This is a genomic window from Blastococcus sp. SYSU DS0973, assembly GCF_054051055.1.
Genome location: NZ_JBJHAN010000009.1, coordinates 134,896 through 158,253, shown reverse-complemented (window position 1 = coordinate 158,253; position 23,358 = coordinate 134,896). Strand labels below are relative to the sequence as shown.

At 73.9% G+C, this 23,358-nt stretch carries 22 protein-coding genes and 1 tRNA gene; 13 read left to right on the top strand and 10 right to left on the bottom strand.

Annotation, left to right across the window (positions count from 1 at the left end):
* Positions 1-92: 92 nt before the first annotated feature.
* Positions 93-2,711, bottom strand: coding sequence for an ATP-dependent chaperone ClpB (gene clpB / locus ACI791_RS15395; RefSeq protein WP_456586828.1), 2,619 nt, complete (start codon positions 2,709-2,711; stop codon positions 93-95).
* A 187-nt stretch (positions 2,712-2,898) separates the two neighbouring features.
* On the opposite strand from clpB, the gene ACI791_RS15390 reads away from it, so the two are divergent.
* Together ACI791_RS15390 and ACI791_RS15385 are read left to right on the top strand one after the other, a co-directional pair.
* On the top strand, positions 2,899-3,375 hold the full coding sequence (locus ACI791_RS15390; protein ID WP_456586827.1) for a MarR family winged helix-turn-helix transcriptional regulator: 477 nt from the start codon (positions 2,899-2,901) through the stop codon (positions 3,373-3,375).
* 75 nt (positions 3,376-3,450) lie between these two features.
* The gene (locus ACI791_RS15385; RefSeq protein WP_456586826.1) at positions 3,451-3,888 is read left to right on the top strand and encodes an OsmC family protein; all 438 of its coding nucleotides are present in this window, start codon (positions 3,451-3,453) and stop codon (positions 3,886-3,888) included.
* Positions 3,889-4,048: 160 nt separating this feature from the next.
* Here ACI791_RS15385 and ACI791_RS15380 read toward each other — a convergent pair whose 3' ends face one another.
* From ACI791_RS15380 to dnaK, 5 genes are all read right to left on the bottom strand, one after another.
* On the bottom strand, positions 4,049-4,522 hold the full coding sequence (locus tag ACI791_RS15380; protein WP_456586825.1) for a MarR family winged helix-turn-helix transcriptional regulator: 474 nt from the start codon (positions 4,520-4,522) through the stop codon (positions 4,049-4,051).
* On the bottom strand, positions 4,519-4,962 hold the full coding sequence (locus ACI791_RS15375; RefSeq protein WP_456586824.1) for a heat shock protein transcriptional repressor HspR: 444 nt from the start codon (positions 4,960-4,962) through the stop codon (positions 4,519-4,521). The genes ACI791_RS15380 and ACI791_RS15375 overlap by 4 nt, the downstream gene beginning before the upstream one ends.
* Entirely contained in the window at positions 4,959-6,167 is a 1,209-nt protein-coding gene (dnaJ, locus tag ACI791_RS15370; RefSeq protein WP_456586823.1) for a molecular chaperone DnaJ, read from the bottom strand. Before dnaJ ends, ACI791_RS15375 begins: the two co-directional genes overlap by 4 nt.
* 76 nt (positions 6,168-6,243) lie before the next feature.
* Entirely contained in the window at positions 6,244-6,942 is a 699-nt protein-coding gene (gene grpE, locus ACI791_RS15365) for a nucleotide exchange factor GrpE (protein ID WP_456586822.1), read from the bottom strand.
* On the bottom strand, positions 6,939-8,798 hold the full coding sequence (dnaK, locus tag ACI791_RS15360) for a molecular chaperone DnaK (RefSeq protein WP_456586821.1): 1,860 nt from the start codon (positions 8,796-8,798) through the stop codon (positions 6,939-6,941). The genes grpE and dnaK overlap by 4 nt, the downstream gene beginning before the upstream one ends.
* Positions 8,799-9,344: 546 nt before the next feature.
* On the opposite strand from dnaK, the gene ACI791_RS15355 reads away from it, so the two are divergent.
* Positions 9,345-11,648 carry a heterodisulfide reductase-related iron-sulfur binding cluster gene (locus ACI791_RS15355; protein ID WP_456586820.1) on the top strand — a complete coding sequence of 768 codons (2,304 nt, stop codon included), beginning with the start codon at positions 9,345-9,347 and terminating at the stop codon, positions 11,646-11,648.
* A 314-nt stretch (positions 11,649-11,962) separates the two neighbouring features.
* Positions 11,963-13,300, top strand: coding sequence for a CynX/NimT family MFS transporter (locus tag ACI791_RS15350; protein ID WP_456586819.1), 1,338 nt, complete (start codon positions 11,963-11,965; stop codon positions 13,298-13,300).
* On the opposite strand, the gene dcd is transcribed toward ACI791_RS15350, so the two are convergent.
* On the bottom strand, positions 13,297-13,881 hold the full coding sequence (dcd, locus tag ACI791_RS15345) for a dCTP deaminase (RefSeq protein WP_347058278.1): 585 nt from the start codon (positions 13,879-13,881) through the stop codon (positions 13,297-13,299). The genes ACI791_RS15350 and dcd overlap by 4 nt on opposite strands.
* Before the next feature lie 196 nt (positions 13,882-14,077).
* Between dcd and ACI791_RS15340 the strand changes: the two genes are divergently transcribed.
* Together ACI791_RS15340 and ACI791_RS15335 are read left to right on the top strand one after the other, a co-directional pair.
* Positions 14,078-14,151: transfer RNA gene (locus tag ACI791_RS15340), tRNA-Gly, on the top strand.
* Positions 14,152-14,352: 201 nt separating this feature from the next.
* Positions 14,353-15,978 carry a GAF domain-containing protein gene (locus ACI791_RS15335; RefSeq protein ID WP_456586818.1) on the top strand — a complete coding sequence of 542 codons (1,626 nt, stop codon included), beginning with the start codon at positions 14,353-14,355 and terminating at the stop codon, positions 15,976-15,978.
* A gap of 25 nt (positions 15,979-16,003) precedes the next feature.
* Here ACI791_RS15335 and ACI791_RS15330 read toward each other — a convergent pair whose 3' ends face one another.
* The 3 genes from ACI791_RS15330 to ACI791_RS15320 form a co-directional block, all read right to left on the bottom strand.
* Positions 16,004-16,648, bottom strand: a complete 645-nt coding sequence (locus ACI791_RS15330; protein ID WP_456586817.1) for a response regulator transcription factor — start codon at positions 16,646-16,648, stop codon at positions 16,004-16,006.
* Between the two features lie 71 nt (positions 16,649-16,719).
* Complete coding sequence (locus tag ACI791_RS15325; protein WP_347058283.1) at positions 16,720-17,748, bottom strand: type III polyketide synthase; 1,029 nt, start codon at positions 17,746-17,748, stop codon at positions 16,720-16,722.
* A gap of 73 nt (positions 17,749-17,821) precedes the next feature.
* On the bottom strand, positions 17,822-18,529 hold the full coding sequence (locus tag ACI791_RS15320) for a methyltransferase domain-containing protein (RefSeq protein ID WP_456586816.1): 708 nt from the start codon (positions 18,527-18,529) through the stop codon (positions 17,822-17,824).
* 240 nt (positions 18,530-18,769) lie between these two features.
* On the opposite strand from ACI791_RS15320, the gene ACI791_RS15315 reads away from it, so the two are divergent.
* The 7 genes from ACI791_RS15315 (at position 18,770) to ACI791_RS15285 (ending at position 23,279) form a co-directional block, all read left to right on the top strand.
* Complete coding sequence (locus tag ACI791_RS15315) at positions 18,770-19,705, top strand: ribokinase (protein WP_456586815.1); 936 nt, start codon at positions 18,770-18,772, stop codon at positions 19,703-19,705.
* A 65-nt stretch (positions 19,706-19,770) separates the two neighbouring features.
* Entirely contained in the window at positions 19,771-19,926 is a 156-nt protein-coding gene (locus ACI791_RS15310; protein ID WP_347058289.1) for a hypothetical protein, read from the top strand.
* A 236-nt stretch (positions 19,927-20,162) separates the two neighbouring features.
* Positions 20,163-20,948, top strand: a complete 786-nt coding sequence (locus ACI791_RS15305; RefSeq protein ID WP_456586814.1) for a metal ABC transporter ATP-binding protein — start codon at positions 20,163-20,165, stop codon at positions 20,946-20,948.
* Positions 20,945-21,844, top strand: coding sequence for a metal ABC transporter permease (locus ACI791_RS15300; protein WP_456586813.1), 900 nt, complete (start codon positions 20,945-20,947; stop codon positions 21,842-21,844). The genes ACI791_RS15305 and ACI791_RS15300 overlap by 4 nt, the downstream gene beginning before the upstream one ends.
* 68 nt (positions 21,845-21,912) lie before the next feature.
* Positions 21,913-22,047, top strand: a complete 135-nt coding sequence (locus tag ACI791_RS15295) for a hypothetical protein (RefSeq protein ID WP_456586812.1) — start codon at positions 21,913-21,915, stop codon at positions 22,045-22,047.
* 152 nt (positions 22,048-22,199) lie between these two features.
* A complete protein-coding gene (locus ACI791_RS15290; protein ID WP_456586811.1) occupies positions 22,200-22,838 on the top strand; it encodes a TetR/AcrR family transcriptional regulator in 639 nt (212 codons plus the stop codon).
* Between the two features lie 15 nt (positions 22,839-22,853).
* Positions 22,854-23,279 (top strand): hypothetical protein, encoded by a 426-nt coding sequence (locus ACI791_RS15285; protein ID WP_456586810.1) that lies wholly within the window; start codon positions 22,854-22,856, stop codon positions 23,277-23,279.
* Positions 23,280-23,358: the final 79 nt, after the last annotated feature.

Below are 23,358 nucleotides of genomic sequence, written 5' to 3'. Positions count from 1 at the left end.
CCACGCCCCCCGCCCCCCCCCGCCCCCCCCCCCCCCCCCCCCGCCCCCCCCCCCCCCCCCCCCCCCCCCCCCCCCCCCCCCCCCCCCCACCGCTACGCCCGGGTGACCTGCAGCCCGGTGTCGGCCTCCCCGGCCACCCAGTCGACGACGACCTCGTCGCCGTCCCGGATGTCACCGGCCAGCAGCGCCCGGGCCAGCTGGTCGCCGATGGCCGACTGCACCAGCCGGCGCAGCGGCCGGGCCCCGTACACGGGGTCGAACCCGTTCAGCGCGAGCCACTCGCGAGCGGCATCGGTGACGGTGAGGGTCAGCCGGCGGGCCGCCAGCCGGCGGGCGAGGACGTCGACCTGGATGTCGACGATCCCGGCCAGCTCGTCGGTGCCCAGCGCCCGGAACACCACCACGTCGTCGAGCCGGTTCAGGAACTCGGGCTTGAAGTGCGACCGCACCACCTCGAGCACCGCGTCGCGCCGCCGGGCCTCGGGCACCGACTGGTCGGCGATGATCTGCGAGCCGAGGTTCGAGGTCAGGATCAGGATGGTGTTCCGGAAGTCCACCGTCCGGCCCTGGCCGTCGGTCAGCCGGCCGTCGTCGAGCACCTGCAGCAGCACGTCGAAGACGTCGGGGTGCGCCTTCTCCACCTCGTCCAGCAGGACGACGGTGTAGGGGCGGCGCCGGACGGCCTCGGTGAGCTGCCCGCCGGCCTCGTAGCCGACGTAGCCGGGAGGCGCACCCACCAGGCGGGCCACCGAGTGCTTCTCGGAGTACTCGCTCATGTCGATGCGGACCATGGCGCGCTCGTCGTCGAAGAGGAACCCCGCCAGCGCCTTGGCCAGCTCGGTCTTGCCGACGCCGGTCGGACCGAGGAACACGAACGAACCGGTGGGGCGGTCGGGGTCGGCGACGCCGGAGCGCGCCCGGCGCACCGCATCCGAGACGGCGCGCACCGCATCCGGTTGCCCGACGACCCGCCGGCCCAGCTCCTCCTCCATGCGCAGCAGCTTCTGGGTCTCGCCCTCGAGCAGCCGCCCCGCGGGAATGCCGGTCCAGGCCTGGACGACCTCGGCGATGTCGTCGGGGCCGACCTCCTCCTTGAGCATGGAGTCCTGCTCCGCGACCGACGCCTCGGCCTCGGCGAGCGCCTTCTCCAGCTGCGGCAGCCGGCCGTAGCGCAACTCGGCCACGCGGGCCAGGTCGCCGTCGCGCTCGGCGCGCTCGGCGTCGGTGCGCAGCCGCTCCAGCTCCTCCTTGATGTGCTGGATCCGGCCGATGGCGCTCTTGTCCTGCTGCCAGCGGGCCGTCAGCTCGGCGAGCTCCTCGCGCTTGTCGGCGAGGTCCTCGCGGAGCGCGGCCAGCCGCTCCAGGGACGACGCGTCGTCCTCCTTGGCCAGCGCCATCTCCTCGATCTCCAGCCGCCGCACCGCGCGCTCGACCTCGTCCACCTCGACGGGACGGCTGTCGATCTCCATGCGCAGCCGGCTGGCGGCCTCGTCGACCAGGTCGATCGCCTTGTCGGGCAGGAACCGGGACGTGACGTACCGGTCGGACAGGGTCGCCGCGGCGACGATGGCGCCGTCGGTGATGCGGACGCCGTGGTGCACCTCGTAGCGCTCCTTGAGCCCGCGGAGGATGCCGATGGTGTCCTCGACCGAGGGCTCGCCGACGAAGACCTGCTGGAAGCGGCGCTCGAGGGCGGGGTCCTTCTCGATGTGCTCGCGGTACTCGTCGAGCGTGGTCGCGCCGACCATGCGCAGCTCGCCGCGGGCGAGCATCGGCTTGATCATGTTGCCGGCGTCCATCGCGGAGTCGCCGGTCGCGCCGGCGCCCACGATGGTGTGCAGCTCATCGATGAACGTGACGACCTGGCCCTCGGCCTCGGTGATCTCCTGGAGGACGGCCTTGAGCCGCTCCTCGAACTCGCCGCGGTACTTGGCGCCGGCGACCATCGAGCCCAGGTCGAGCGCCATGAGGCGCTTGCCCTTGAGGCTCTCGGGCACGTCGCCGGCGACGATCCGCTGGGCCAGGCCCTCGACGATCGCCGTCTTGCCGACGCCCGGCTCACCGATGAGCACCGGGTTGTTCTTGGTCCGCCGCGACAGCACCTGCACGACCCGGCGGATCTCGGTGTCCCGGCCGATGACCGGGTCGATCTTCCCCTCACGGGCGCGCTCGGTGAGGTCGACGGCGTACTTCTCCAGCGCCTGGAAAGTGCTCTCGGGGTCGGCCGTCGTCACCTTGCGGTTGCCGCGCACCGTGCGGAAGGCCGCTACGAGGGCATCCCGGGTGGCGCCGGAGCCGGTGAGGACCGCGCCGGCCTCGCCGTCGGAACCGGCCAGGCCGACCAACAGGTGTTCGGTGGAGACGTACTCGTCCCCGAGGGCACTGGCCTGCTCCCCCGCGGCGTTGATCACCCGCAGGAACTCCCGCGACGGCGAGGGCGCGGACACCGTCGACCCGCTGACGCTCGGCATCCGCCGCAGGGCGGCGTCGGCCTTGCTGCGCACGTCGAGCGGGTCGGCACCCACCGCGGTCAGCAGCGGGCCGGCGATGCCGTCGGTCTGCTCCAGCAGGGCGACGAGCAGGTGCAGCGGCTCGAGGGCCGCCTGACCCCGGTCGACGGCCAGGCGCTGGGCACCGGCGACGGCCTCCTGCGAACGGGTCGTGAGCTTGCTCTCCATGCTGGGGCGCACGTCCTTTCGTGTCTCCGGCACGCCGCCCGTCCGTGGCCGGCGTCTCTGCCTGCTGCAACGAGCCGGGGGTTGAGTCTGTTCCGCTCAACTCTGCCAGTTTCTGCGGGCGACCGCTCCGCCAGCCCCCCTCCGGACGGGCACCCCTCCCTCGGGGGGCGGGGGGCGGAAGGTCCCGGCCCGGCGAGCGGCGTCCCCTAGACTCCGGGGCATGACCGCTCTGCCGGCTCCGAGCGCGGCGCTCGACGACCAGCTGTGCTTCGCGCTGTACGCGGCCTCCCGGGCCGTGACCGCCCGGTACCGCCCCATGCTCGACGCGATCGGTCTGACCTACCCGCAGTACCTCGTGATGCTGCTGCTCTGGGAGTCGGACAACCAGACCGTCGGCCAGCTGGGCTCGCGGCTGGCCCTGGACAGCGGCACCCTCTCCCCCCTGCTCAAGCGGCTCACCGCTGCCGGGCTGGTCACCCGGCACCGGCGGATCGAGGACGAGCGGTCGGTCGCGATCGCCCTGACCGACGCCGGGCGGGCGCTGCAGGACAAGGCCGAGGCGATCTCCGCGGAGATGATCGCCGCCATCGGCTTCGACGCGACCGAGTTCGACGACCTGAAGTTCCGCCTCCGACTGCTCACCGACCGGGTCAACGGGAGCGCGGCGACCGAGGACGGCTCGGGCTCCGGACGGTAGGGCGTCCGCCGCGCGGGTAGGAGGCGGCCACGGCGCCGCCCGAGCCGAGGGCGGCCACGGCCCGGAAGGGGCAGCATGCCCACTCGCACCGCTCGCACGGCCTGGAACGGCACGCTCCAGGAGGGCTCCGGACAGGTCGAGCTCGCCAGCTCCAAGATCGGCACCTACGAGGTGTCCTTCCCGAAGCGCACCGCAGACGAGGCCGGGGGGACCACGAGCCCCGAGGAGCTCATCGCAGCGGCCCACTCGGCCTGCTTCGCGATGGCGCTGTCCAGCGAGATCGGCAAGGCCGGTGGGACGCCGCAGTCTCTCGAGGTCTCCGCCGACGTCACGCTGGGCCAGAAGGACGGAGCCCCGGCCATCACCGGCATCACGCTGACCGTGCGGGGTGAGGTCGAGGGCCTCGACGCCGGCGGCTTCGACAAGGCGGCACAGGCCGCCAAGGCCGGCTGCCCGGTGAGCAAGGCCCTGGCCGGCACCGAGATCACCCTGGACGCATCCCTGGAGGGCTGACCCCCCCGGCTGGACCGGCGACGGCCCGCCTCCCCTCGGGAGAGGCGGGCCGTCGCCGGGTCCGGTCAGCGGGTGGCGGGCCCCGATCCGGCGCGCGCCGGCTCGCGGGTGCGCTCGACGTCGGCGTTCCGACCCTCGATGGTCGGTGTCGACCGAGGTGTCAGTCCTTCGACTCGGCCTCGCGCGCCTCGCCGATCCGGTTGAGCCGCTCGAGGAGGACGGCGAGCGTCGCGACGTCCTCGGCGGGCCAGCCGGCGAGGTCGCTCTCCCAGCGGGCGCGCCGCACGCTCCGGATGCGCGCCAGCCGCGCCGCGCCCTCGGCCGACGGCGTGAGCACCTGCGCCCGGCCGTCGTCCGGATCGGCGCCCCGCTCGACGAGCCCGAGGTCCACCAGGCTGGAGAGCTGCCGGCTGACGGTGCTCTTGTCCAGGCCGAGCCGCGCCACCAGGTCGCTCGCCCGCAACGGCCCGGTGTCCTGCAGCAGCGCCAGCAGCCCGTAGGCGGCGCCGTCCAGGTCCGGGTGCAGTTCACGGGCCAGCCGGGTGGAGATGGCGCGCGAGCGCCGCAGCAGCAGCCCGATCTCGCGCTCCAGCGCGACGTACGCCTCGTGGGCGTCGATGCCCGGGCCGCTCACCGGGCACCCCCCGGCCGCCAGACGACGAGCGCCGAGCTCGGCCGCCGGTGCGGCACCAGGTCCGCACGGTAGACCGCCGGAACCGCTGCCTCCGCCGCCATCCGTCGGTTCTCCGAGTGCTGCAGCTCGGCGAGCAGCTCGTGCACCCGCGCCTGCAGCGCCTCCACCTGCGACTCGAGCTCGATGATCCGCTTGATGCCGGCCAGGTTGACGCCGTCCTCCTGGGAGAGCCGCTGCACCTCGCGCAGCAGCGCGACGTCGCGCGGGCTGTAGCGGCGCCCGCCGCCGGGCGTCCGGCCGGGGCTGACCAGCCCCAGCCGGTCGTACTGGCGGAGGGTCTGGGCGTGCATGCCGGCCAGCTCGGCGGCCACGGAGATCACGAAGACCGGCGCGTCCTCGGCGACGGCCCGCCCCACGTCCGCACCCGGTGGCATGGTCATCTTTCGCCTCCGGCCCGCACCGCGGCGGTGATCTGCGGGCGCGGGTCCTCGTCCATCTCCTCGGCCAGGTTCTCGATCACCTTGCGCTGCGCCGGGGTGAGCCGGGCGGGGACGGCGATCTCCACGGTGACCAGCAGGTCACCGGAGCGACCCTTCCCCGGGGCGCCGCGGCCGCGGACCCGCAGCGTGCGGCCGCTCGCGGTACCGGCCGGGACCTTGAGCGACACGCTCCCGTCCAGCGTGGGCACGGTGAGCGTGGTGCCCAGCGCCGCCTCGGCGAAGGTGATCGGCACGGTGAGCGTCAGGTCGTCGCCCTTGCGGCCGAACAGCGAGTGCTCGGAGACGTGCACGACGACGAACAGGTCACCGGCGGGCCCGCCGCGCCGGCCGGGCGCACCCTTCCCGGGCAGCCGGATGCGCTGACCGTCCTTGACCCCGGCCGGGATCCGCACGGTGATCGTGCGGGTCTGGCTGGTGATCCCGCTGCCGGCGCAGGTCGGGCACGGGTCGTCGACCACCTGCCCGCTGCCGCGGCAGTTGCGGCAGGGCTCGGAGAAGGCGAACGCTCCCTGGCTCCGGCTGGTCACCCCCGCGCCCTGGCAGACCGGGCAGGTGTGCGGGCTGGTGCCGGGCTTGGCGCCGCTGCCCGCGCAGGTCGGGCAGCTGCCCGGGCTCTGCATGCGCAGCGGGACCGTCACTCCCAGCACGGCCTCGTCGAACGACAGCGTCGCCTCGGTCTCGACGTCCTGGCCACGCGCGGGCCCGGACGCGGCCTGGCTGCGGGCGCGGGCGCCACCGCCGGCGCCCCCGAAGAGGCCACCGAGGATGTCGCCCAGCCCGCCGGCGCCCCGGGCCCCCGCGCCGCCCCCGGCGGCACCGAACAGGTCGCCGAGGTCGAAGGGCTGGCCGCCGGGGCCCGCCCCCGGGAAGCCGCCGGGGAACCCGGCCCGCGCACCGGCTCCCCCGGCGCCGAACAGCCGTCGCGCCTCGTCGTACTCCCCGCGCCGCTTGGGGTCGGAGAGGACGTCGTAGGCCTCGGAGACGTCCTTGAAGCGGGCCTCGGCGTCGGCGTTCCCCGGGTTCTTGTCCGGGTGCAGCTCCGTGGCCAGCTTGCGGTACGCCTTCTTGATCGCGGCTGCGTCGGCGTCCTGGGGAACGCCGAGCGCGCCGTAGTAGTCCTTCTCGATGAAGTCACGGGTGCTCATCGACCCACCTCCGGTGAGGAACCGGAAGCCTTCGGCTGGTTCATCCGGCTCCCTCTCGCGCTCGGTCCGACGCCGCTCAGCCGGCGGCCGGGTCGGTCGGCTCGGCCCCCTCGGCGGCAGCGGGGGCCGGTGCCGGAGCCTCGGGCTCGGTGACGGCCACCATCGCCGTCCGCAGCACCCGGTCGCCCCGGCGGTAGCCCCGCCGGAGCACCGTGGTCGCCGTCGGCACGCTCACCTCGGCGGAGGTGTCGTGCATGACGGCCTCGTGCAGCGACGGGTCGAACTCGTCGCCGGCTGCCCCGAAGGCCTCCACGCCCAGGCCGTCGAGCAGCCCCAGGATGCGGTCGGCCACGAGCTTGAAGGCCCCGGTGAGGTCACCGTGGTCCCGGGCCCGCTCGATGTCGTCGACGATCGGGAACAGCTGGGTGGCGAACCGCTCGGCCGCCTGGTCGACGGCCAGCGTCCGGTCCCGGTCGATCCGCCGTCGGTAGTTGGCGTACTCGGCCGTGACCCGCTGGAGGTCCTCGGTGCGCTCGGCCAGCTGCCTCGCCAGGTCCTCACCGTCAGCGATCTGCTGCGGTGCGGTGGGCTCCTGCGGCGGTGCCTGCTCGGCGACCGGAGTCTCGTGCTCGCTCATCTGCTCCCCTGGGAGGTCGGTACCGGACCGGACGCCGGCCGGCTGCTCGCCGGCCGGCGTCCGTACTGCACCAGTGGTGGGGTCGATCCGCCGCTTGTCACGGATGACCACCCGCGGCTGCTCGTCCCCCGAACTCATCGGCGGTCGTTGTCCTCGTCGACGATCTCGGCGTCGACGACGTCGTCGTCGTTCGTCGTCGCGCCGCCCTCCGCCGCCCCGGCCTCCGCACCGGGAGCGCCACCGGCCGCCTCGGACTGCTGGGCGTACAGCGCCCCGCCGACCTCCTGCGACACACGGGCCACCTTCTCCTGCGCGGACTTGATCGCCTCGATGTCCGAGCCGCCCAGCGCGCTGCGCAGCTCGGTGAGCGCCTCGCCGAGCTCGTCCTTCTTCTCGGCCGGGATCTTGTCGCCGTTCTCGGCCAGGAACTTCTCGGTCTGGTACTGCAGCGACTCGGCGAGGTTGCGGGTCTCGGCCTCCTCGCGGCGGCGCTTGTCCTCCTCGGCGTGCGCCTCGGCGTCCTTCATCATCCGCTCGATGTCCTCCTTGGGGAGGGCCGAGCCGCCGGTGATGGTCATCGACTGCTCCTTGCCCGTGCCCAGGTCCTTGGCGTGGACGTGGACGATGCCGTTGGCGTCGATGTCGAAGGCGACCTCGATCTGCGGGACGCCGCGGGGCGCCGGGGGCAGCCCGGTGAGCTCGAACATGCCGAGCTTCTTGTTGTACATCGCCATCTCGCGCTCGCCCTGGAACACCTGGATCTGCACGGACGGCTGGTTGTCGTCGGCCGTCGTGAAAATCTCCGAGCGCTTGGTCGGGATCGTGGTGTTGCGCTCGATGAGCTTGGTCATGATCCCGCCCTTGGTCTCGATGCCCAGGGACAGCGGGGTGACGTCGAGGAGCAGGACGTCCTTGACCTCGCCGCGCAGGACACCGGCCTGCAGCGCGGCACCGATGGCCACGACCTCGTCGGGGTTGACGCCCTTGTTGGGCTCCTTGCCGCCGGTCAGCTCGCGCACCAGGTCGGAGACGGCCGGCATGCGGGTCGAGCCACCGACCAGGACGACGTGGTCGATCTGGCCGACGGAGATGCCGGCGTCGCGGATCGCCTGGTTGAACGGCGCGCGGGCGCGGTCGAGCAGGTCCTGGGTCAGCCGCTGGAACTCCGCCCGGGTGATCGTGATGTCCAGATGCAGCGGGCCCTCGGCGCCGGCGGTGATGTAGGGCAGGTTGACGTTCGTCGACTGCGCGCCCGACAGCTCGATCTTGGCCTTCTCGGCGGCCTCGCGGAGCCGCTGCATGGCCAGCTTGTCCTTGGACAGGTCGATGCCGTTGGAGGCGTTGAACGTCTGCACCAGGTGCTTGACGACGCGCTCGTCCCAGTCGTCACCACCGAGGTGGTTGTCACCGGCGGTGGCCTTCACCTCGATGACGCCGTCCCCGATCTCGAGCAGGGAGACGTCGAAGGTGCCGCCACCGAGGTCGAAGACGAGGATGGTCTGCTCGGTCTCGCCCTTGTCCAGCCCGTACGCCAGTGCGGCGGCGGTCGGCTCGTTGACGATGCGCAGGACGTTGAGGCCCGCGATCTCACCGGCCTCCTTGGTGGCCTGGCGCTGCGCGTCCTCGAAGTAGGCCGGAACGGTGATGACGGCGTCGGTGACCGGCTCGCCCAGGTAGGTCTCGGCGTCCCGCTTGAGCTTCTGCAGGATGCGGGCAGAGATCTCCTGCGGCGTGTAGTTCTTGCCGTCGATCGCGCCGGTCTTCCAGTCGGTGCCCATGTGACGCTTGACCGACCGGATGGTGCGGTCGACGTTGGTGACCGCCTGGTTCTTCGCCGACTGGCCGACGAGCACCTCGCCGTTCTTGGCGAAGGCGACGACCGAGGGGGTGGTGCGCGAACCCTCGGAGTTGGCGATGACCGTCGGCTCGCCGCCCTCCAGGACGGTGACGACGGAGTTGGTGGTGCCGAGGTCGATACCGACCGCTCGAGCCATGGAGATGGCCTCTCTTCCGTGTGCTGGGGTGGTACTGGTCCGTGGGGGGGCAGCCGAGGAACCGGGCGGCACGGCGTCCTTGCGCCGAGTTCACTCAACTTTCCTGCCCAGCCTAACGGCAGGAAGCCGTACAGTGTTCCCGGGGGGACGGATCTCGCCGCGCAACCCCCACGGCTGCCGCCGGAGGCGGACCTCGCCCGGACGCAGCTGCCCGGTTCACCTTGCCGCGCGGCCGCCGGCCGCGCCGGGCACCGCGTGGACCGCGCCCGTACGGCGAGGTCGAGGCCCAGGCCGGGTGGCGCCCGGTCGGGGTCCGCCCCCCATGGGCGCGGCGCACAGGTGCCGCCAGGAGCCCGGGGGCGGCGCGCTGTCCTTACCCACGAGTAGCCTTTCGGCGCGCCCGCTATCGTGCGTCGCAGTGCGGGCAGCGGTGTCCGTACGCGATCCGAGCGCCGGTGCAGCGGCGCGCGCACCACACACAGCCCCGTCGCCCGTGTGGCCGGCGGGGGGTCGGCCGACGCCACGAGGCGTACGGGAGGGGAAAACATGACGGGCCCGCTGCAGATCGTCCTGGGGACGATCAGCGTCCTGTTCCTGATCGTGTCGTCCGTGATGGCCTACCGGGCCGTCCGGGCGATGGTGCGGATCATCCGCACCGGCCAGCCCGACGGCACCCGCTTCGGTCCGGTCAAGACGCGCCTGAAGACGCTGGCCATCGAATCGCTGGCGCACACCCGGATGCTCAAGTGGACGCCCCAGGGGATCGCCCACTGGTTCGTGTTCATCGGCTTCTACGGGCTGTTCCTGACGCTGGTCGAGGCTTTTGCCGAAGTCTTCAACCCGGCGTTCCACCTGCCGCTCATCGGTGCGTGGAGCGTGTGGAACCTCTTCGTCGACATCATCGGTACCGGCACGGTCGTCGGGATCCTCGTGCTGATCGCCCTCCGTCAGCGCGACCACCCGCGCCGGAAGGGCCGGAGCAGTCGGTTCGCCGGGTCCAACGAGGGCCGTGCCTACTTCGTCGAGTCCGTCGTCCTGCTGGTCGGGCTCTGCATCCTGGGCATCCGCGCGGCCAAGATCGCCTCGGGCCTGGACTTCGCGCCCACCTGGTCGCATCCGGTCTCCAGCGCGCTGTCGACCTTCTTCCCGGACAACCCGGACCTGGTCTCCATCATCGCCTTCATCAAGATCGTGGTGTCGCTGACCTGGCTGGTCGTTCTCAGCCGCACCCTCAACATGGGCGTTGCCTGGCACCGGTTCAGCGCCTTCCCGAACATCTACTTCAAGCGCGAGGCCGACGGCGCCCCGGCGCTCGGCCCGCTGCCCGCGATGACCTCCGGCGGCAAGCCCATCGACTTCGAGGACCCGGGCGAGGACGACGTCTTCGGCCGCGGGAAGATCGAGGACTTCACCTGGAAGGGGATGCTGGACTTCACCACCTGCACCGAGTGCGGGCGGTGCCAGAGCCAGTGCCCGGCGTGGAACACCGGCAAGCCCCTGTCGCCGAAGATGGTGGTCATGGACCTGCGGGACCACCTCTACGCGAAGGCCCCCTACCTGCTCGGTGAGAAGACGGCGTCGGAGACCGCGCCCGACTACGACGTCCTCAAGCCCAGCGACGAGCAGGTCTGGGCGTCGGGTTACGCCCGCATCGAGGGCACCAACGACGCGCAGGCGCACCGGCCGCTGGTCGGCACGCTGGAGGAGGGCGGGGTCATCGACCCCGACGTCCTGTGGAGCTGCACCAACTGCGGCGCCTGCGTCGAGCAGTGCCCGGTCGACATCGAGCACGTCGACCACATCGAGGACATGCGCCGCTACCAGGTCCTGATCGAGTCGAACTTCCCCTCCGAGGCCGGCGTCATGATGACGAACCTCGAGAAGCGCGGGAACCCGTGGGGCATGGGCGGCAACGTCCGCGAGGACTGGATCAAGGAGCTGGACTTCGACGTCCGCGTGGCCGACGGCCCGCTGCCGCACGAGGTCGAGTACCTGTTCTGGGTCGGCTGCGCCGGCGCCGTCGACGACCGCGCCAAGAAGGTCACCAAGGCCGTCGCCGAGCTGCTGAACACGGCCGGGGTGGAGTTCGCCGTCCTGGGCAACGGGGAGACCTGCTCGGGCGACCCCGCCCGCCGGATGGGCAACGAGTTCCTGTTCCAGCAGCTGGCCATGGAGAACGTCGAAACCCTCAACGGCGTCTTCGAGGGCCGGGTGCCCGGCACCCGCAAGATCGTCGCCACCTGCCCGCACTGCTTCAACTCGCTGGGCCGGGAGTACCCGCAGGTGGGCGGCGAGTACGAGGTCGTCCACCACACCCAGCTGCTCGGCAAGCTGGTGGAGGAGGGCCGGCTGACCCCGGTCACGCCGGTCGACCGCAAGGTCACCTACCACGACCCGTGCTTCCTGGGCCGGCACAACAAGGTCTACACGCCCCCGCGGGAAATCCTCGACTCCGTGCAGGGCCTGTCGACCCAGGAGATGCACCGCTGCAAGGACCGCGGCTTCTGCTGCGGCGCCGGCGGTGCCCGCATGTGGATGGAGGAGAAGATCGGCAAGCGGATCAACATGGAGCGCACCGAGGAGGCGCTCGAGCTCGACCCCGACGTCATCTCGACCGCGTGCCCGTTCTGCATCACGATGCTGAGCGACGCGCTGACCTCCAAGAAGCAGAACGGTGAGGCGGCCGAGCACGTCGAGGTGCTCGACGTCAGCCAGATCCTGCTGCGCTCCATGCAGCCGGTCGCGGTCTCGGCGCAGGGCGCGGACTCCGGCCCCGACGTCGGGACCTCGCCCGGCGCCGACCCGGCCGGCGAGGGCTCCGCGGCCACGGAGCACGGTCCGCAGGCCTGATCCACCGCACCACGGCGGGGGGGGGGGGGGGGGGGGGGGGGGGGGGGGGGGGGGGGGGGGGGGGGGGGGGGGGGGGGGGGGGGGGGGGGGGGGGGGGGGGGGGGGGGGGGGGGGGGGGGGGGGGGGGGCGGGCGGGGCGGGCCCCCCCGCCGCCCCCCCCGGCCCCCCCGCCCCCCCCCCCCCCGCGCCCCCCCCCCGCCCGCCGTCGTCGCTCGGGGCTCCCGGCTCCGCCGGCCCCGGGTGGCCGGCCAGGTGGTTGTCCCGCGCACCGACCCGAGGTCGAGCTGCGGCCGGTCATGGGAGACGCTCTGCGGGTGACGCGCAATGCCCCCGCCCGCAACACCACCGGCACCGACCGCCGCCGGGGTCTCGGGTTGATGGCCGTCGCCATCGTGCTCACCGCGCTGAACCTCCGCACGGCGGTCACCAGCGTCGGCCCGGTGCTGCAGGAGATCGAGCGGGGGCTGGGCATCTCCAGCAGCCTGGCCGGGGTCATCACCACGATGCCGGTGATCTGCTTCGCGCTCATCGGGTTCGCCGGTCCGGCGCTGTCGGCGCGCTATCGCGACGCCCACGTGCTCGCGGGCGCCCTGGTCGCGATGACCGCCGGCCTGGCGCTCCGCAGCACGGCCGACGCCTTCCCGGTGTTCCTCGCCGGCACGGCGGCGGCCATGGCCGGCGGGGCGCTGGGCAACGTGATGCTCCCGGGCCTGGTGAAGCGCCACTTCCCGGGACGGACGGGCCCCCTCGTCGGCGCCTACAGCACGGCGATGGGCCTCGGCGCGACCCTGGCCGCCGTCGCCTCGCAGCCCATCGCCGACGCCGCGGGCACCCAGGGCGAGGGCTGGCGCTGGGCACTGGTCGTCTGGGCGCTCCCGGCGCTCGTCGCGGCGGGGGTGTGGCTCGCCGTCCCGGCCGCTCCCGACGTCTCCCGCCGGAGCCACACGACCGTCCGGATGCGGGCCCTGGCGCACAGCCCGACGGCGCTGGCGGTCACCGCCTTCTTCGGCGTCCAGGCGCTGCAGGCGTACGTCGTCATCGGCTGGTCGGCCCAGTACCTGCGCGACTCCGGGCTGAGCGCGGCAACCGCAGGGCTCCTCCTGGGCCTCAACTCCGTCGTCGGCCTGCCGCTGAGCGCCGTCATCCCGTCGCTCACCGTCCGGCCGCGTCTGCAGCGCCCGCTGCTGCTGGTGTTCATCGCCAGCTCCGTGGCCGGGTGGGTGGGCCTCTGGACGGCGCCGACCGCCGCGCCGTGGCTCTGGATGGTGCTCCTGGCCGTCGGCATGGGCACGTTCTCGATGGTGCTGACCCTCATCGGCCTGCGCGCCCGGACGCCCGAGACCGTCTCCGCGCTCTCCACCGTCAGCCAGAGCTGGGGCTACGTGATCGCCGGGACCGGCCCGCTGCTCGTGGGCGTGCTGCGCGGGGTGACCGGCGGCTACGACGGCATGTTCGTCATCGTGCTCGCCGGCGTCGCGGTGCTCTCCGTCGCCGGGTGGATCGCCACGCGGCAGGTGTTCGTCGACGACGAGGTGGAGCAGTCGGTGCCCGGCTGGTCACCGGCGGGGCGCCGCTCTGACGTTCTGGAGAGCGCCGGGGTCGAGGTCCCGGCCGCCGCCCGCGTCACGGACACCCGGCCGCCGCGCGACTAGGGCCGCCGCGTCTCCGCGCGGGTGAAGTTCCGGAACGACCGCGACGGCGTGGGGCCGCGCTGGTCCTGGTACCGCGAGCCGTAGACCGCGGAGCCGTACGGGTGCTCGGCGGCGCTGGTCAGCCGGAACAGGCACAGCTGGCCGATCTTCATGCCCGGCCACAGCGTGATCGGCAGGTTCGCCACGTTGGACAGCTCCAGCGTGATGTGCCCGGAGAACCCGGGGTCGACGAAGCCCGCCGTCGAGTGGGTCAGCAGCCCGAGCCGGCCCAGCGAGGACTTGCCCTCCAGCCGGGCGGCGAGGTCGTCGGGGATGCGCACGACCTCGAGCGTCGAGCCGAGCACGAACTCCCCCGGGTGCAGCACGAACGGCTCGTCACCGTCGGGCTCGACCAGGGTGGTGAGGTCGTCCTGCTGCTCGGCCGGGTCGATGTGGGTGTACCGGGCGTTGTTGAACACCCGGAAGTACCGGTCCAGCCGGACGTCGATGCTCGACGGCTGCACCAGCCCGGGGTCGTAGGGCTCGATGCCGAGGCGTCCCCCGGCGATCGCGGCCGTGATGTCGCGGTCGCTCAGCAGCATGGCGCGGAGTCTAGGGACTGCTGTTCCGCTCCCTGCGGGTGAATGCACCCAGCCCGCCACGATCGAGGCCGCCCGCGCCGGCGAGGCCGACAAAGGTTCGCCGTCGGCGAGATGACGGGCTCCCGCGCGCCGATCCGCCGCTGACCGGAGGTGCCTGTCGCGTCCGGGAGTCGACCAGGTAGTCTCGTCGCCGTTCGCGGGTGTAGTTCAATGGTAGAACATCAGCTTCCCAAGCTGACAGTGCGAGTTCGATTCTCGTCACCCGCTCCACGACGCGTGCAGACGCCGCCGACGAGGCCCCGGTCGATCCGACCGGGGCCTCGTCGCGTACCGCCGAGTTCCGGCCCCGCGCCGGGCCTTTGGTCCCTTTGGGACGAGCCCGTTTCGCACCAGGATGGGCGCAGCGCTTCCCTGGGAGCGTCGAGGCTCCTACGGTCGGGCCGTGTCCCCGCCCGACCGCCGGTGCCGGCGGTGACCGACGACGCCGCGGCGCTCACCGCTGCGGTGCTCGCGGCCGCGTCGAGCGGGCAGCTCGAGGCGACCCTCCACGAGATCGTCGCGGCGGCCGTCCGCCACGTGGACGCAACCTTCGGGGCGCTCGGCGTGCTGACGCCCGACGGTTCCGGCCTGGACCGATTCGTCACGGTGGGTATGGACCCCGAGGACCACGAACGGATCGGCCGCCCCCCGGCCGGTGACGGCATCCTCGGGCTGCTGGTCGCGGAGCCGGTTCCCTTGCGGCTGGCCGATCTGGGCCGGCACCCGGCGTCCGTCGGCATCCCGGCCGGGCATCCGCCCATGCGGTCGTTCCTGGGTGTGCCGGTCCGGGTCCGAGACTCGGTGTTCGGCAACCTGTACCTCACCGAGAAGCGCACCGGCACGGCATTCACCGAGGCCGACCTCGAGGTGGCCCAGGGGCTGGCCGCGGTCGCGGGGCTGGCCATCGAGAACGCCCGGCTGCTGGAGCACGCCGAGCAGCGCCGCGCGTGGTCCCAGGCGGGCACCGAGATCGCCACGGCGCTGCTCTCGGGGCGGCCGGCCGACGAGGTGCTGCGGGCCGCCGCCGCCCGCGTCGCCGAGCTGTCGGGCGCTGACGCCGTCGGGCTGCTGGCTCCGGTCCCCGGCGACGAGGACACCTTCGTGGTGACAGCGGCCGTCGGCCCGAGCGCCGCCGACACCGAGGGGCTGCTGGTCCCGCTGGGCGACACCCGGCTCGGGGCGTCGCACCGGTCGGGGACGCCGCTGCTGGTCGACAGCGCCGCCTTCCCGCCCGCCGAGCCGACGAACGCGAAGGTCATCGGCCAGCTCACCGAGCGATACGGCCCGGCGCTGTTCCTCCCCCTCGGCGGGCCCTCCCCGACCAGCACGCTGGTCGCACTGCGGATCAAAGGCCGGCCACCGTTCGACCCGGCGGTGCTGGACCCGGCGGCGGCCTTCGCCACCCAGGCCACCGTGGCGATGGAGCTGGTGCGCAGCCAGGAGCGCGAGCAGCGGCTGCAGGTGCAGGCCGACCGGGAGCGGATCGCCCGGGACCTGCACGATCACGTGGTCCAGCGGATCTTCGCCACCGCGCTGGCGCTGGACCGCATCGGCCGGTCCCTGGAGGAGTCGGCGCCCGAGGCCGCCGACCGCATCGCCCAGCGCGTCGACGAGCTCGACGGCACGATCGCCCGCATCCGCGCATCGATCTTCGAGCTGCAGGTGACGCAGGACTCCTCGGCGGCGGCGATCCGGCAACGGCTGGCCGAGGTCGTGCGGTCGGTCGCCGACGGGCACGGTCTGCGCCCGGACCTGCGCTTGCGCAGCGAGGTCGAGGACCTACCCGCGGACCTGGCCGGCGACGTGACGGCGGTCGTCCGGGAGCTGGTCACCAACGTCGTGCGGCACGCCGGCGCCACCCGAGTGACGGTGGAGGTCACGCTCACCGACGCGGTCTGCGTCATCGTCACCGATGACGGCTGCGGGTTGCCCGCCGTGACCGTGCGCAGCGGGCTCACGAACCTGGCCGACCGCGCCGAGCGCCGGGGCGGCCGGATGACGGTGACCGCGGGACCCTCCGGCACCGCGATCCAGTGGTCGGTGCCGCTGCCGGCCTGACGCCTCCTCCCGGGACGCCGGCGGGTCAGCGCCCCGGGAGGCGGCTGTCGCGCAGCTCGGTGGCGAGGATCGCCGCCTGCGTGCGACGCTCGAGGCCCAGCTTGGCCAGCAGGTGGCTGGTGTAATTCTTGACGGTCTTCTCGGCCAGCCCCATGCGCTCGCCGATCTGCCGGTTGGTGAGCCCCTCCCCGATGAGCCGGAGGACGGTGCGCTCCTGGTCGGTGAGGGCGGCCAGCCGGTCCCCGCCGGGCCGGGCCGCGGGCGGCGGGCCGTCGGCCAGGAGCCTGCCGCCCGCGGCCACGGTGCGCACCGCCGACACCAGCGCGGGGCCGCGCACCTGCTTGAGCAGGAACCCGGCCGCTCCGGCCCGCACGGCCTCGTCGCGAGCACTCCGGTCGGCGTAGCTGGTGAGCACCAGGCACCGCAGGCCGGGGACGCGGGCCCGCAGCTCCCGGCAGAGCGAGGCACCGTCGCCGTCGGGCAGCCGCATGTCGAGGACGGCGACGTCGGGACGCACTGCCGGAACCCGGGCCAGCGCCTCGGCGACCGTGCCGGCCTCCCCGACGACGGTGAGGCCCAGGTCGTCCTCCAGCACCTCGGCCACGCCCCGGCGGACCACCTCGTGGTCGTCGACCAGGAACACCCGCACACGCGACGAGGACGGCTCCACGGCTGCCCTCCTCCACCGCACCCGCGCGGTACCGCGCAGCGTAGGGCCGGGGACGCCGGTCGGCCAGGTGGTCAGGCGGGGAGCAGCAGCGCCGCGTACAGCGTCAGGCCCGGGCCGAACGCCATCGCCACGATCGGCCCGTCGACGTCGGCGAGCTCCTGCAGCACGAGCAGGACGGTGGCCGAGGAGCAGTTGCCGTGCTCGGCGAGCACCCGGCGGGAGGCGCCGACCTGCTCCTCGCGCAGCCCCAGCTCGTCCCGGACCACGTCGATGATCCGCGGGCCGCCGGGGTGCACGGCCCAGCCGGCGACGTCCTCGACCCGGAGCCCGGCTCCGGCCAGCAGCTCGTCGACCACGTCGCCGACGTGCCGGGACAGCACGTCGGGGACCCGCGGGGACAGCCCCATGCGGAAGCCGAGGTCGGTGACGTCCCAGGTCATGTGGTCGGCGGTGGAGGCGTCGGTGCGCGCAACGATGCCGGCCAGCCGGTGCCCGCGCGCGGCGCCGGGCTCGACGACGACGGCCGCGGCGGCGTCGGAGAACAGCGCGTGCGCGACCACCTGCTCGAGGTCGGCCTGGGCCGGCTGCACGTGCAGGCTGGTCAGCTCGCAGCACAGCAGCACCGCCGGCCGCGACCGGGCGGTGACGAAGTCGCCGACGGCCGCCAGCCCCGGGATCGCCGCGTAGCAGCCCATGTGGCCGACGAGCAGCCGCTGCAGCCCCGCCGGCATGCCGAGGTCGCTGGCCAGCCGGATGTCGAGCCCGGGCGTGGCGTAACCGGTGCAGGTCGCGACGGCGAAGAGCCCCACGTCGCCGGGTGCCAGGCCGGCGGCGTCCAGCGCGCCGGCGACCGCCTGCTTGCCCAGCGGCAGCGCCTCCTGGATGTACCGGGCCATCCGCGGTCCGGTGCCCCAGCCGCTGAGGTCCTCGTCCATCGGGTTGGCCACCGCGTGGCGCCGGCGGACGCCCGCGCCGAGGAAGATCCGGCGGGCGGCGCGCACGCCCTCGTAGTGCCGGGCGAAGAAACCCTCCCAGGCCGCCTCCTGGTCGAGGGTGGTGGGCAGCGCCGAGCCGGCGCCGGTGAGGACCGCCGCGCTCACCGGCGCGGCTCCTCGGCGGACCTGCTGGGGATCATGCGCCCGACGGTACGTGCGCCGCCCGGCGGTCGCCCGCTCACCGCTTGCGCCCGTACCCGGCGAAGATGACCGCCGTGGACCGGATCGGCTTCATCCGCACACCGCCGCGGCGGCCCAACCGCCAGGCGACCGCGTCGCGGAGCGAGGGCCGCAGGCCGACCAGGCGGAGGTCCAGGCCGAGCCGGTCGGCGGCGGCGAGCAGCCGCTCGCGGTCCACGAAGAGCGCGGGGTCGTGGATCCCGGGCGGCGGGCCGCCGGGCAGCCGCTCGGCGACGGTCACGGTGAGGAAGCGGCCGATCCGCGTGGCGGCGAGCGTGTCGATCACCAGCGCGCCACCGGGCCGCAGCAGGCGGGCGCACTCGGCCAGCACCGCGACGTCGTCCTCGACGTGCTCCAGGATCTCGCCGGCGACGACGACGTCGGCGCAGCCGTCGGCCAGGGGAACCGCCAGCACCGAGCCACGCACCGGGAGCACGCCGTGGCTGCGCGCCGTCCGCAGGCCCTCGAACCCGAGATCGACGCCGACGTGCCGGTAGCCCAGGCGCGCCACGTGGGGGGCCATGAGCCCGCCGCCGCAGGCGAGGTCGACCAGGAGGGCGCCCGGCGGAGCCGCGGGCGGGACGTGCTCGGCCCGCGAGGCCGCCAGCCAGTGGAGCGCGGCGAACCCACCCGAGGGGTCCCACCACTGGTCGGCGAGCTCCTCGTACTGGGCGGGGTCGTTGCGCGGTAGGACGCTGTCTCGCACTGCGGGCCCAGCCCTTCTTCAACGGGTCGTCTCCCCAGTTCACCAGGGAGCAGCCAGCCACTTCTCCAGCTCGCCGGCGGTCATGGTCACCGCCTCGCCGAACTCGCTCCGGACATCGTGGGGATCCTCGGTCGTCATCGGCCCTCGGCTCGGTCGTCGTCCCCCCGTACCGCGGCACCGCCCGGGGGAAACGGCGGGTCTGGTACTGCTGGTGGCCCGCCCACCACCCCGGAGGTCCGCGTGTCCGTCACCGTCGTCGGCAGCCTGAACGAGGACGTGCTGGTGGCCGTCGACCGGCTGCCCGCCCGCGGGGAGACGGTCGTGGCCCGGTCCGCGGCTCTGGCCCCCGGAGGGAAGGGCGCCAACCAGGCCGCCGCCGCCGGGCTGCTGGGTGGCCGGGGGGATCACACCGTGCACATGGTCGGGCGGGTGGGCGACGACCCCTCCGGAGACCGGCAGCTGGCCGCGCTGGCCGGGTCGTGGGTGAACGTCAGCCGGGTGCTGCGCACCATCGGCACACCGACCGGGACCGCGACGATCCCGGTGGAGGAGGCCAGCGGCGAGAACCTGATCGTGGTCGTCCCCGGGGCCAACGCCGAGCTGACCCCGGCCGACGTCGACACCCCCTCGGTGCGCTCGGCGCGGGTGCTGCTCCTCCAGCTGGAGGTGCCGCTGCCGTCGGTCGAGGCGGCGGCACGGGCGGCGACCGGCACCGTGGTGCTCACCCCCGCGCCGCCCCGCCCGCTCCCGGCCGCGCTGCTGGAGCGGGTGGACGTCCTGGTGCCCAACGAGCACGAGTTGGTGCAGCTGGCCGGCGAGGAGCCCGGCGAGCGCTCCCCCGCCGAGCTCGTGGGCCTGGCGCGCCGGGTGACGCCGGGCGCGGTGGTGGTCACCCTGGGCGCCCGCGGTGCCCTCGTCGTGCCCGGCGACGGCCCGGCCCTGGTGCAGGCGCCGCCGCCGGTGACCGTCGTCGACACCACCGGCGCCGGCGATTGCTTCTCGGGGGCGCTGGGACAGGCGCTGGCGGTCGGGTTCGAGCTGCCGGACGCCGTGCGGTACGCCGTCGCCGCCGCGGCGCTGTCCACGACCGGCGCCGGAGCGCGCGGGGCGCTGCCCGATGACGACGCCGTGCGGCGCCTGCTCCCGCGCGTCCCCGCCGCCAGCCCGGTCGGCTGACCAGCGGTTCACCCGCGGGAGGACCGGGCACAGCCTCCGTGACCCGAGCCTCGAGGAGGAGCCCGATGAGCGAACCCCAGCGCACGCCGCGCAGCGCAGACCGCGCCGAGGGAGACCCGGCCGGCGAGGAGGCCGGGAGCGGCCGCACGCCCCACCCGGAGGAGCCGGCCGAGGGTCGCACCGACGCGGCAGAGGGTGGCGCGGACACGCCCGACGTCTGACCTCGGCACCGGTCCGGCGCGCGGGCGGCCACCCGGCCACCGGGCCGGCGCACGGCTCGGCCATACTGCGAGTGACAATCATTGTCAGTCGTAGGAGTGCTCGTGCCGGTCCGTCGCCCGCTCGCCGGCGTTCCTGCGGCCCCGGCCGCCCCCTGCGACGCGGAATCCCGCCGCGCGGGGACGGGTTCCTTCGTCGCGTGGTGGTTCTCCCGGCGCAGCGACGCCCCGACGGCCCCGTGAGCCGCCCCGCGGCCCTGGTCCTCGACGACGTCAGCGTCACCCGCGGAGGGCGCACCGTCTGGTCCGACGGCACCTTCACCGTGGCGGCCGGGGCGGTCGTCGGCGTCATCGGCCCCAACGGGGCCGGCAAGACCACCCTCTTCCAGGTGGCACTGGGCCTGCTGCCGGCGTCCGGCGGCCGGGTGGAGGTCCTCGGCGCCCCGCCACGGCGCGGGAACCGCCGCATCGGCTACGTCCCGCAGAACTACACCGCCGCCCTCGGCGACGCCATCCGCTGCCGCGACCTGGTCACGCTCGGCCTGACCGGCAACCGCTTCGGGCTGCGCCGCACCTCGGCCGCCGAGCGGGCACGGGTGGACTCCGCGCTGGAACGGGTGGGCGCGGCCGGTTTCGCCGATCGGCGCATGTCGGAGATCTCCGGGGGCCAGCAGCAGCGGGTCGCGATCGCCCAGGCCATCGTCGACGACGCAGAGTTGCTGCTCCTCGACGAGCCACTGGCGAACCTCGACCTGCGCAACCAGCAGGAGGTCGTGCAGCTGCTCGGCCAGCTCCACCGGGAGCGGGACGTGACGGTGATGGTCGTCGCGCACGACCTCAACCCGCTGCTGCCGGTGCTCACCGAAGCCATCTACCTGCTCGACGGCCACCCGCACCACGACCCGATCACCGACGTCGTGCAGGAGGAGCTGCTCACGCACCTCTACGGCACCCCGGTCGGGGTCGTGCGCACCGCGCAGGGCGACCTGTTCACCCGCGCCGCCTGGCGGGACCCCCAGCGATGAGCGGCGCCCTGGCCGCGGTGGAGTTCCAGTCGAACTGGCTGCAGATCCTGCAGGCGCCGTTCATGCAGAACGCGATGATCGGCGGCTCGCTGGTCGCCATCGCCGCCGGGCTGCTGGGCTACTTCGTCATCACCCGGCAGAACGCGTTCGCCGCGCACGCGCTGGCGCACATCGGGTTCCCGGGCGCGACCGGGGCCATCCTCGTCGGCGCACCCGTCACCCTCGGCCTGGCCCTCTTCTGCCTCGGCGGCGGGCTGCTGATCGGCCTGCTGGGACGGCGGGTCGCCGACCGGGAGATGGCCACCGGCACGATCCTGGCGCTCGCGACGGCGCTGGGCGTGCTGTTCGCCTCGCTGGCCAGCGCCAACGCCAGCACCACGACGTCGGTGCTGTTCGGCAACCTGCTGGCCATCACCCGCGACCAGCTCGCCGCCTACGCGGCCTTCACCGCGCTGGTCGTGCTGGTGCTCGCGGTCATCGCCCGCCCCCTGGTGTTCGCCTCGGTGGACCCGGCCGTCGCCGAGGCGCGGGGCGTCCCCGTCCGGGCGCTCGGCGTGGCCTTCGTGGTCCTGCTCGCGCTGACCATCACGATGGCCGTGCAGGTGGTGGGCACCCTGCTGCTGTTCGCGCTGGTGGTGACGCCGGCCGCGACGGCGCTGCGCCTGACGGCCCGGCCGGCACGCGTGGCGACGCTCGCCGTCGCCCTGGCGCTCGGCTCGGTCTGGGGCGGGCTGGTGCTGGCGGCGATGGTGAACCTGCCGCCGAGCTTCTTCATCGTGGGGCTCGCCGCGCTGGCCTGGGTGGTCGTCCTGCTGGTCACCGGCCCCCGTGCCGCCCGGCGGGCGAACCGGCCGCTGGTGGGCACCCACGACACGCACCGAGGCCGCGAACGGTGACACAACTCTCAACTGCGATCGACTACGCCCCTGTTTTCCACCACGACCGGTCGGGCAGGCTCTGCCACATGGAGGAGCAGAAGCAGAACCCGCGCAACACCCACGAGTCGCCCGCCACGTCACGTGACGAGTCGACCGTCGAGAGCACGACCCGCGCAGTGGCCCGGCTGCTGGCCAATCCCCGCCGCACCCGCCGGGACTGACCCTCGGAGGAGGCGTCGGTGACGCTCCGTCGTCACACCGACACCAGCATCCTCCGCTACCCCGCACAGCCCGGGCGTCTCTCGTCACCCAGAGCGATCACGGTCGGCGTGCCGCGAACTGCTCCGTCACGTGCTGGTGCACCATCGCTGGCGTGACCGCCGCCCTGCCCCTCGCCGCCGACGACGACATCTCGGCACCGCTCCGCCGCAGCCGCGCCGAGCGGCAGGCGATCGTCCTGGACACCGCCGAGCGCCTCTTCGCCGGGCGCAGCTCACGCAGCGTCGGCATGGACGAGCTCGTGCGGGAGACCGGCCTCGGCAAGATGACGGTCTACCGGCTGTTCAAGAGCAAGGACGACCTCGTCGGCGCCTACCTGACGCGGAAGGCGGCCACCGTGCTGGGCTTCATCGACGCCGAGCTGGACCGGCTGGAGGGCGACCCGCGCGCCGCGCTGCTGTCCGTCGTCGACGCGGTTGAGCGCGACGTCACCCGGACCGGGTTCCGCGGCTGCCCGTTCACCAACGTCAGCAGCGAGTACGACGACCCGCAGCACCCCGCCCGCAGCGCGGCCGCCGACTACAAGTTCGAGCTGCACGCCCGCCTCGAGCGGCTGGCCGACGAAATCGTGCCCGGCGACGGCGACGGCGACGGCGACGACCTCGCCGCCCAGATCCACCTGATCATCGACGGCATGTACCTCTCCGGCGGCCTGCTGGGCCCCGACGGCCCCGCCGCGCACGGCCGCCGGCTGGCCGAGCGGCTGATCGAGATCGCGGTCACCCGGGGCTGACCGCAGGATGGGCGGGTGAGCAACGACCGCACCCGGCCCGACCTCGACGACACGACGGTGGAGGCGCTCGGCAAGCTGTCCGAGGCCCTGGAGACCGCCGACCAGGCACGCGGCTTCCTGTACGCGTTCCACCAGCTGACCGGCAAGGCCGACCGGCTCCTCCAGGAGTCCGTCGAGCTGTTCGGCCGCGCAGGGGCCGACCGGCTGGCCCAGGACATCGACCGCGACCTGGTCGGCCGCAACGTCATCGCCGACCGGTGGACCTTCCAGATCGTCGAGGACTTCGACGAGAACTACTGGGGCACCTTCCGCGCCTACGACGCCCGCGCGCGCGACGAGCTCTCCGGCGGCGACCGGCACGTCTACGAGGCCCGGATGAAGCAGCGCGAGCGCACCTCCGGCCACCCCGCCCACGAGGCCGGACCCGCCCTCGAGGACTGAACGCGCACCCCCTCGGCCCGCCGCCCACAGGTCGCGGCGGGCCCGCGCAGGCACCGCGGCGAGCCGTTTCCGGGCCCAC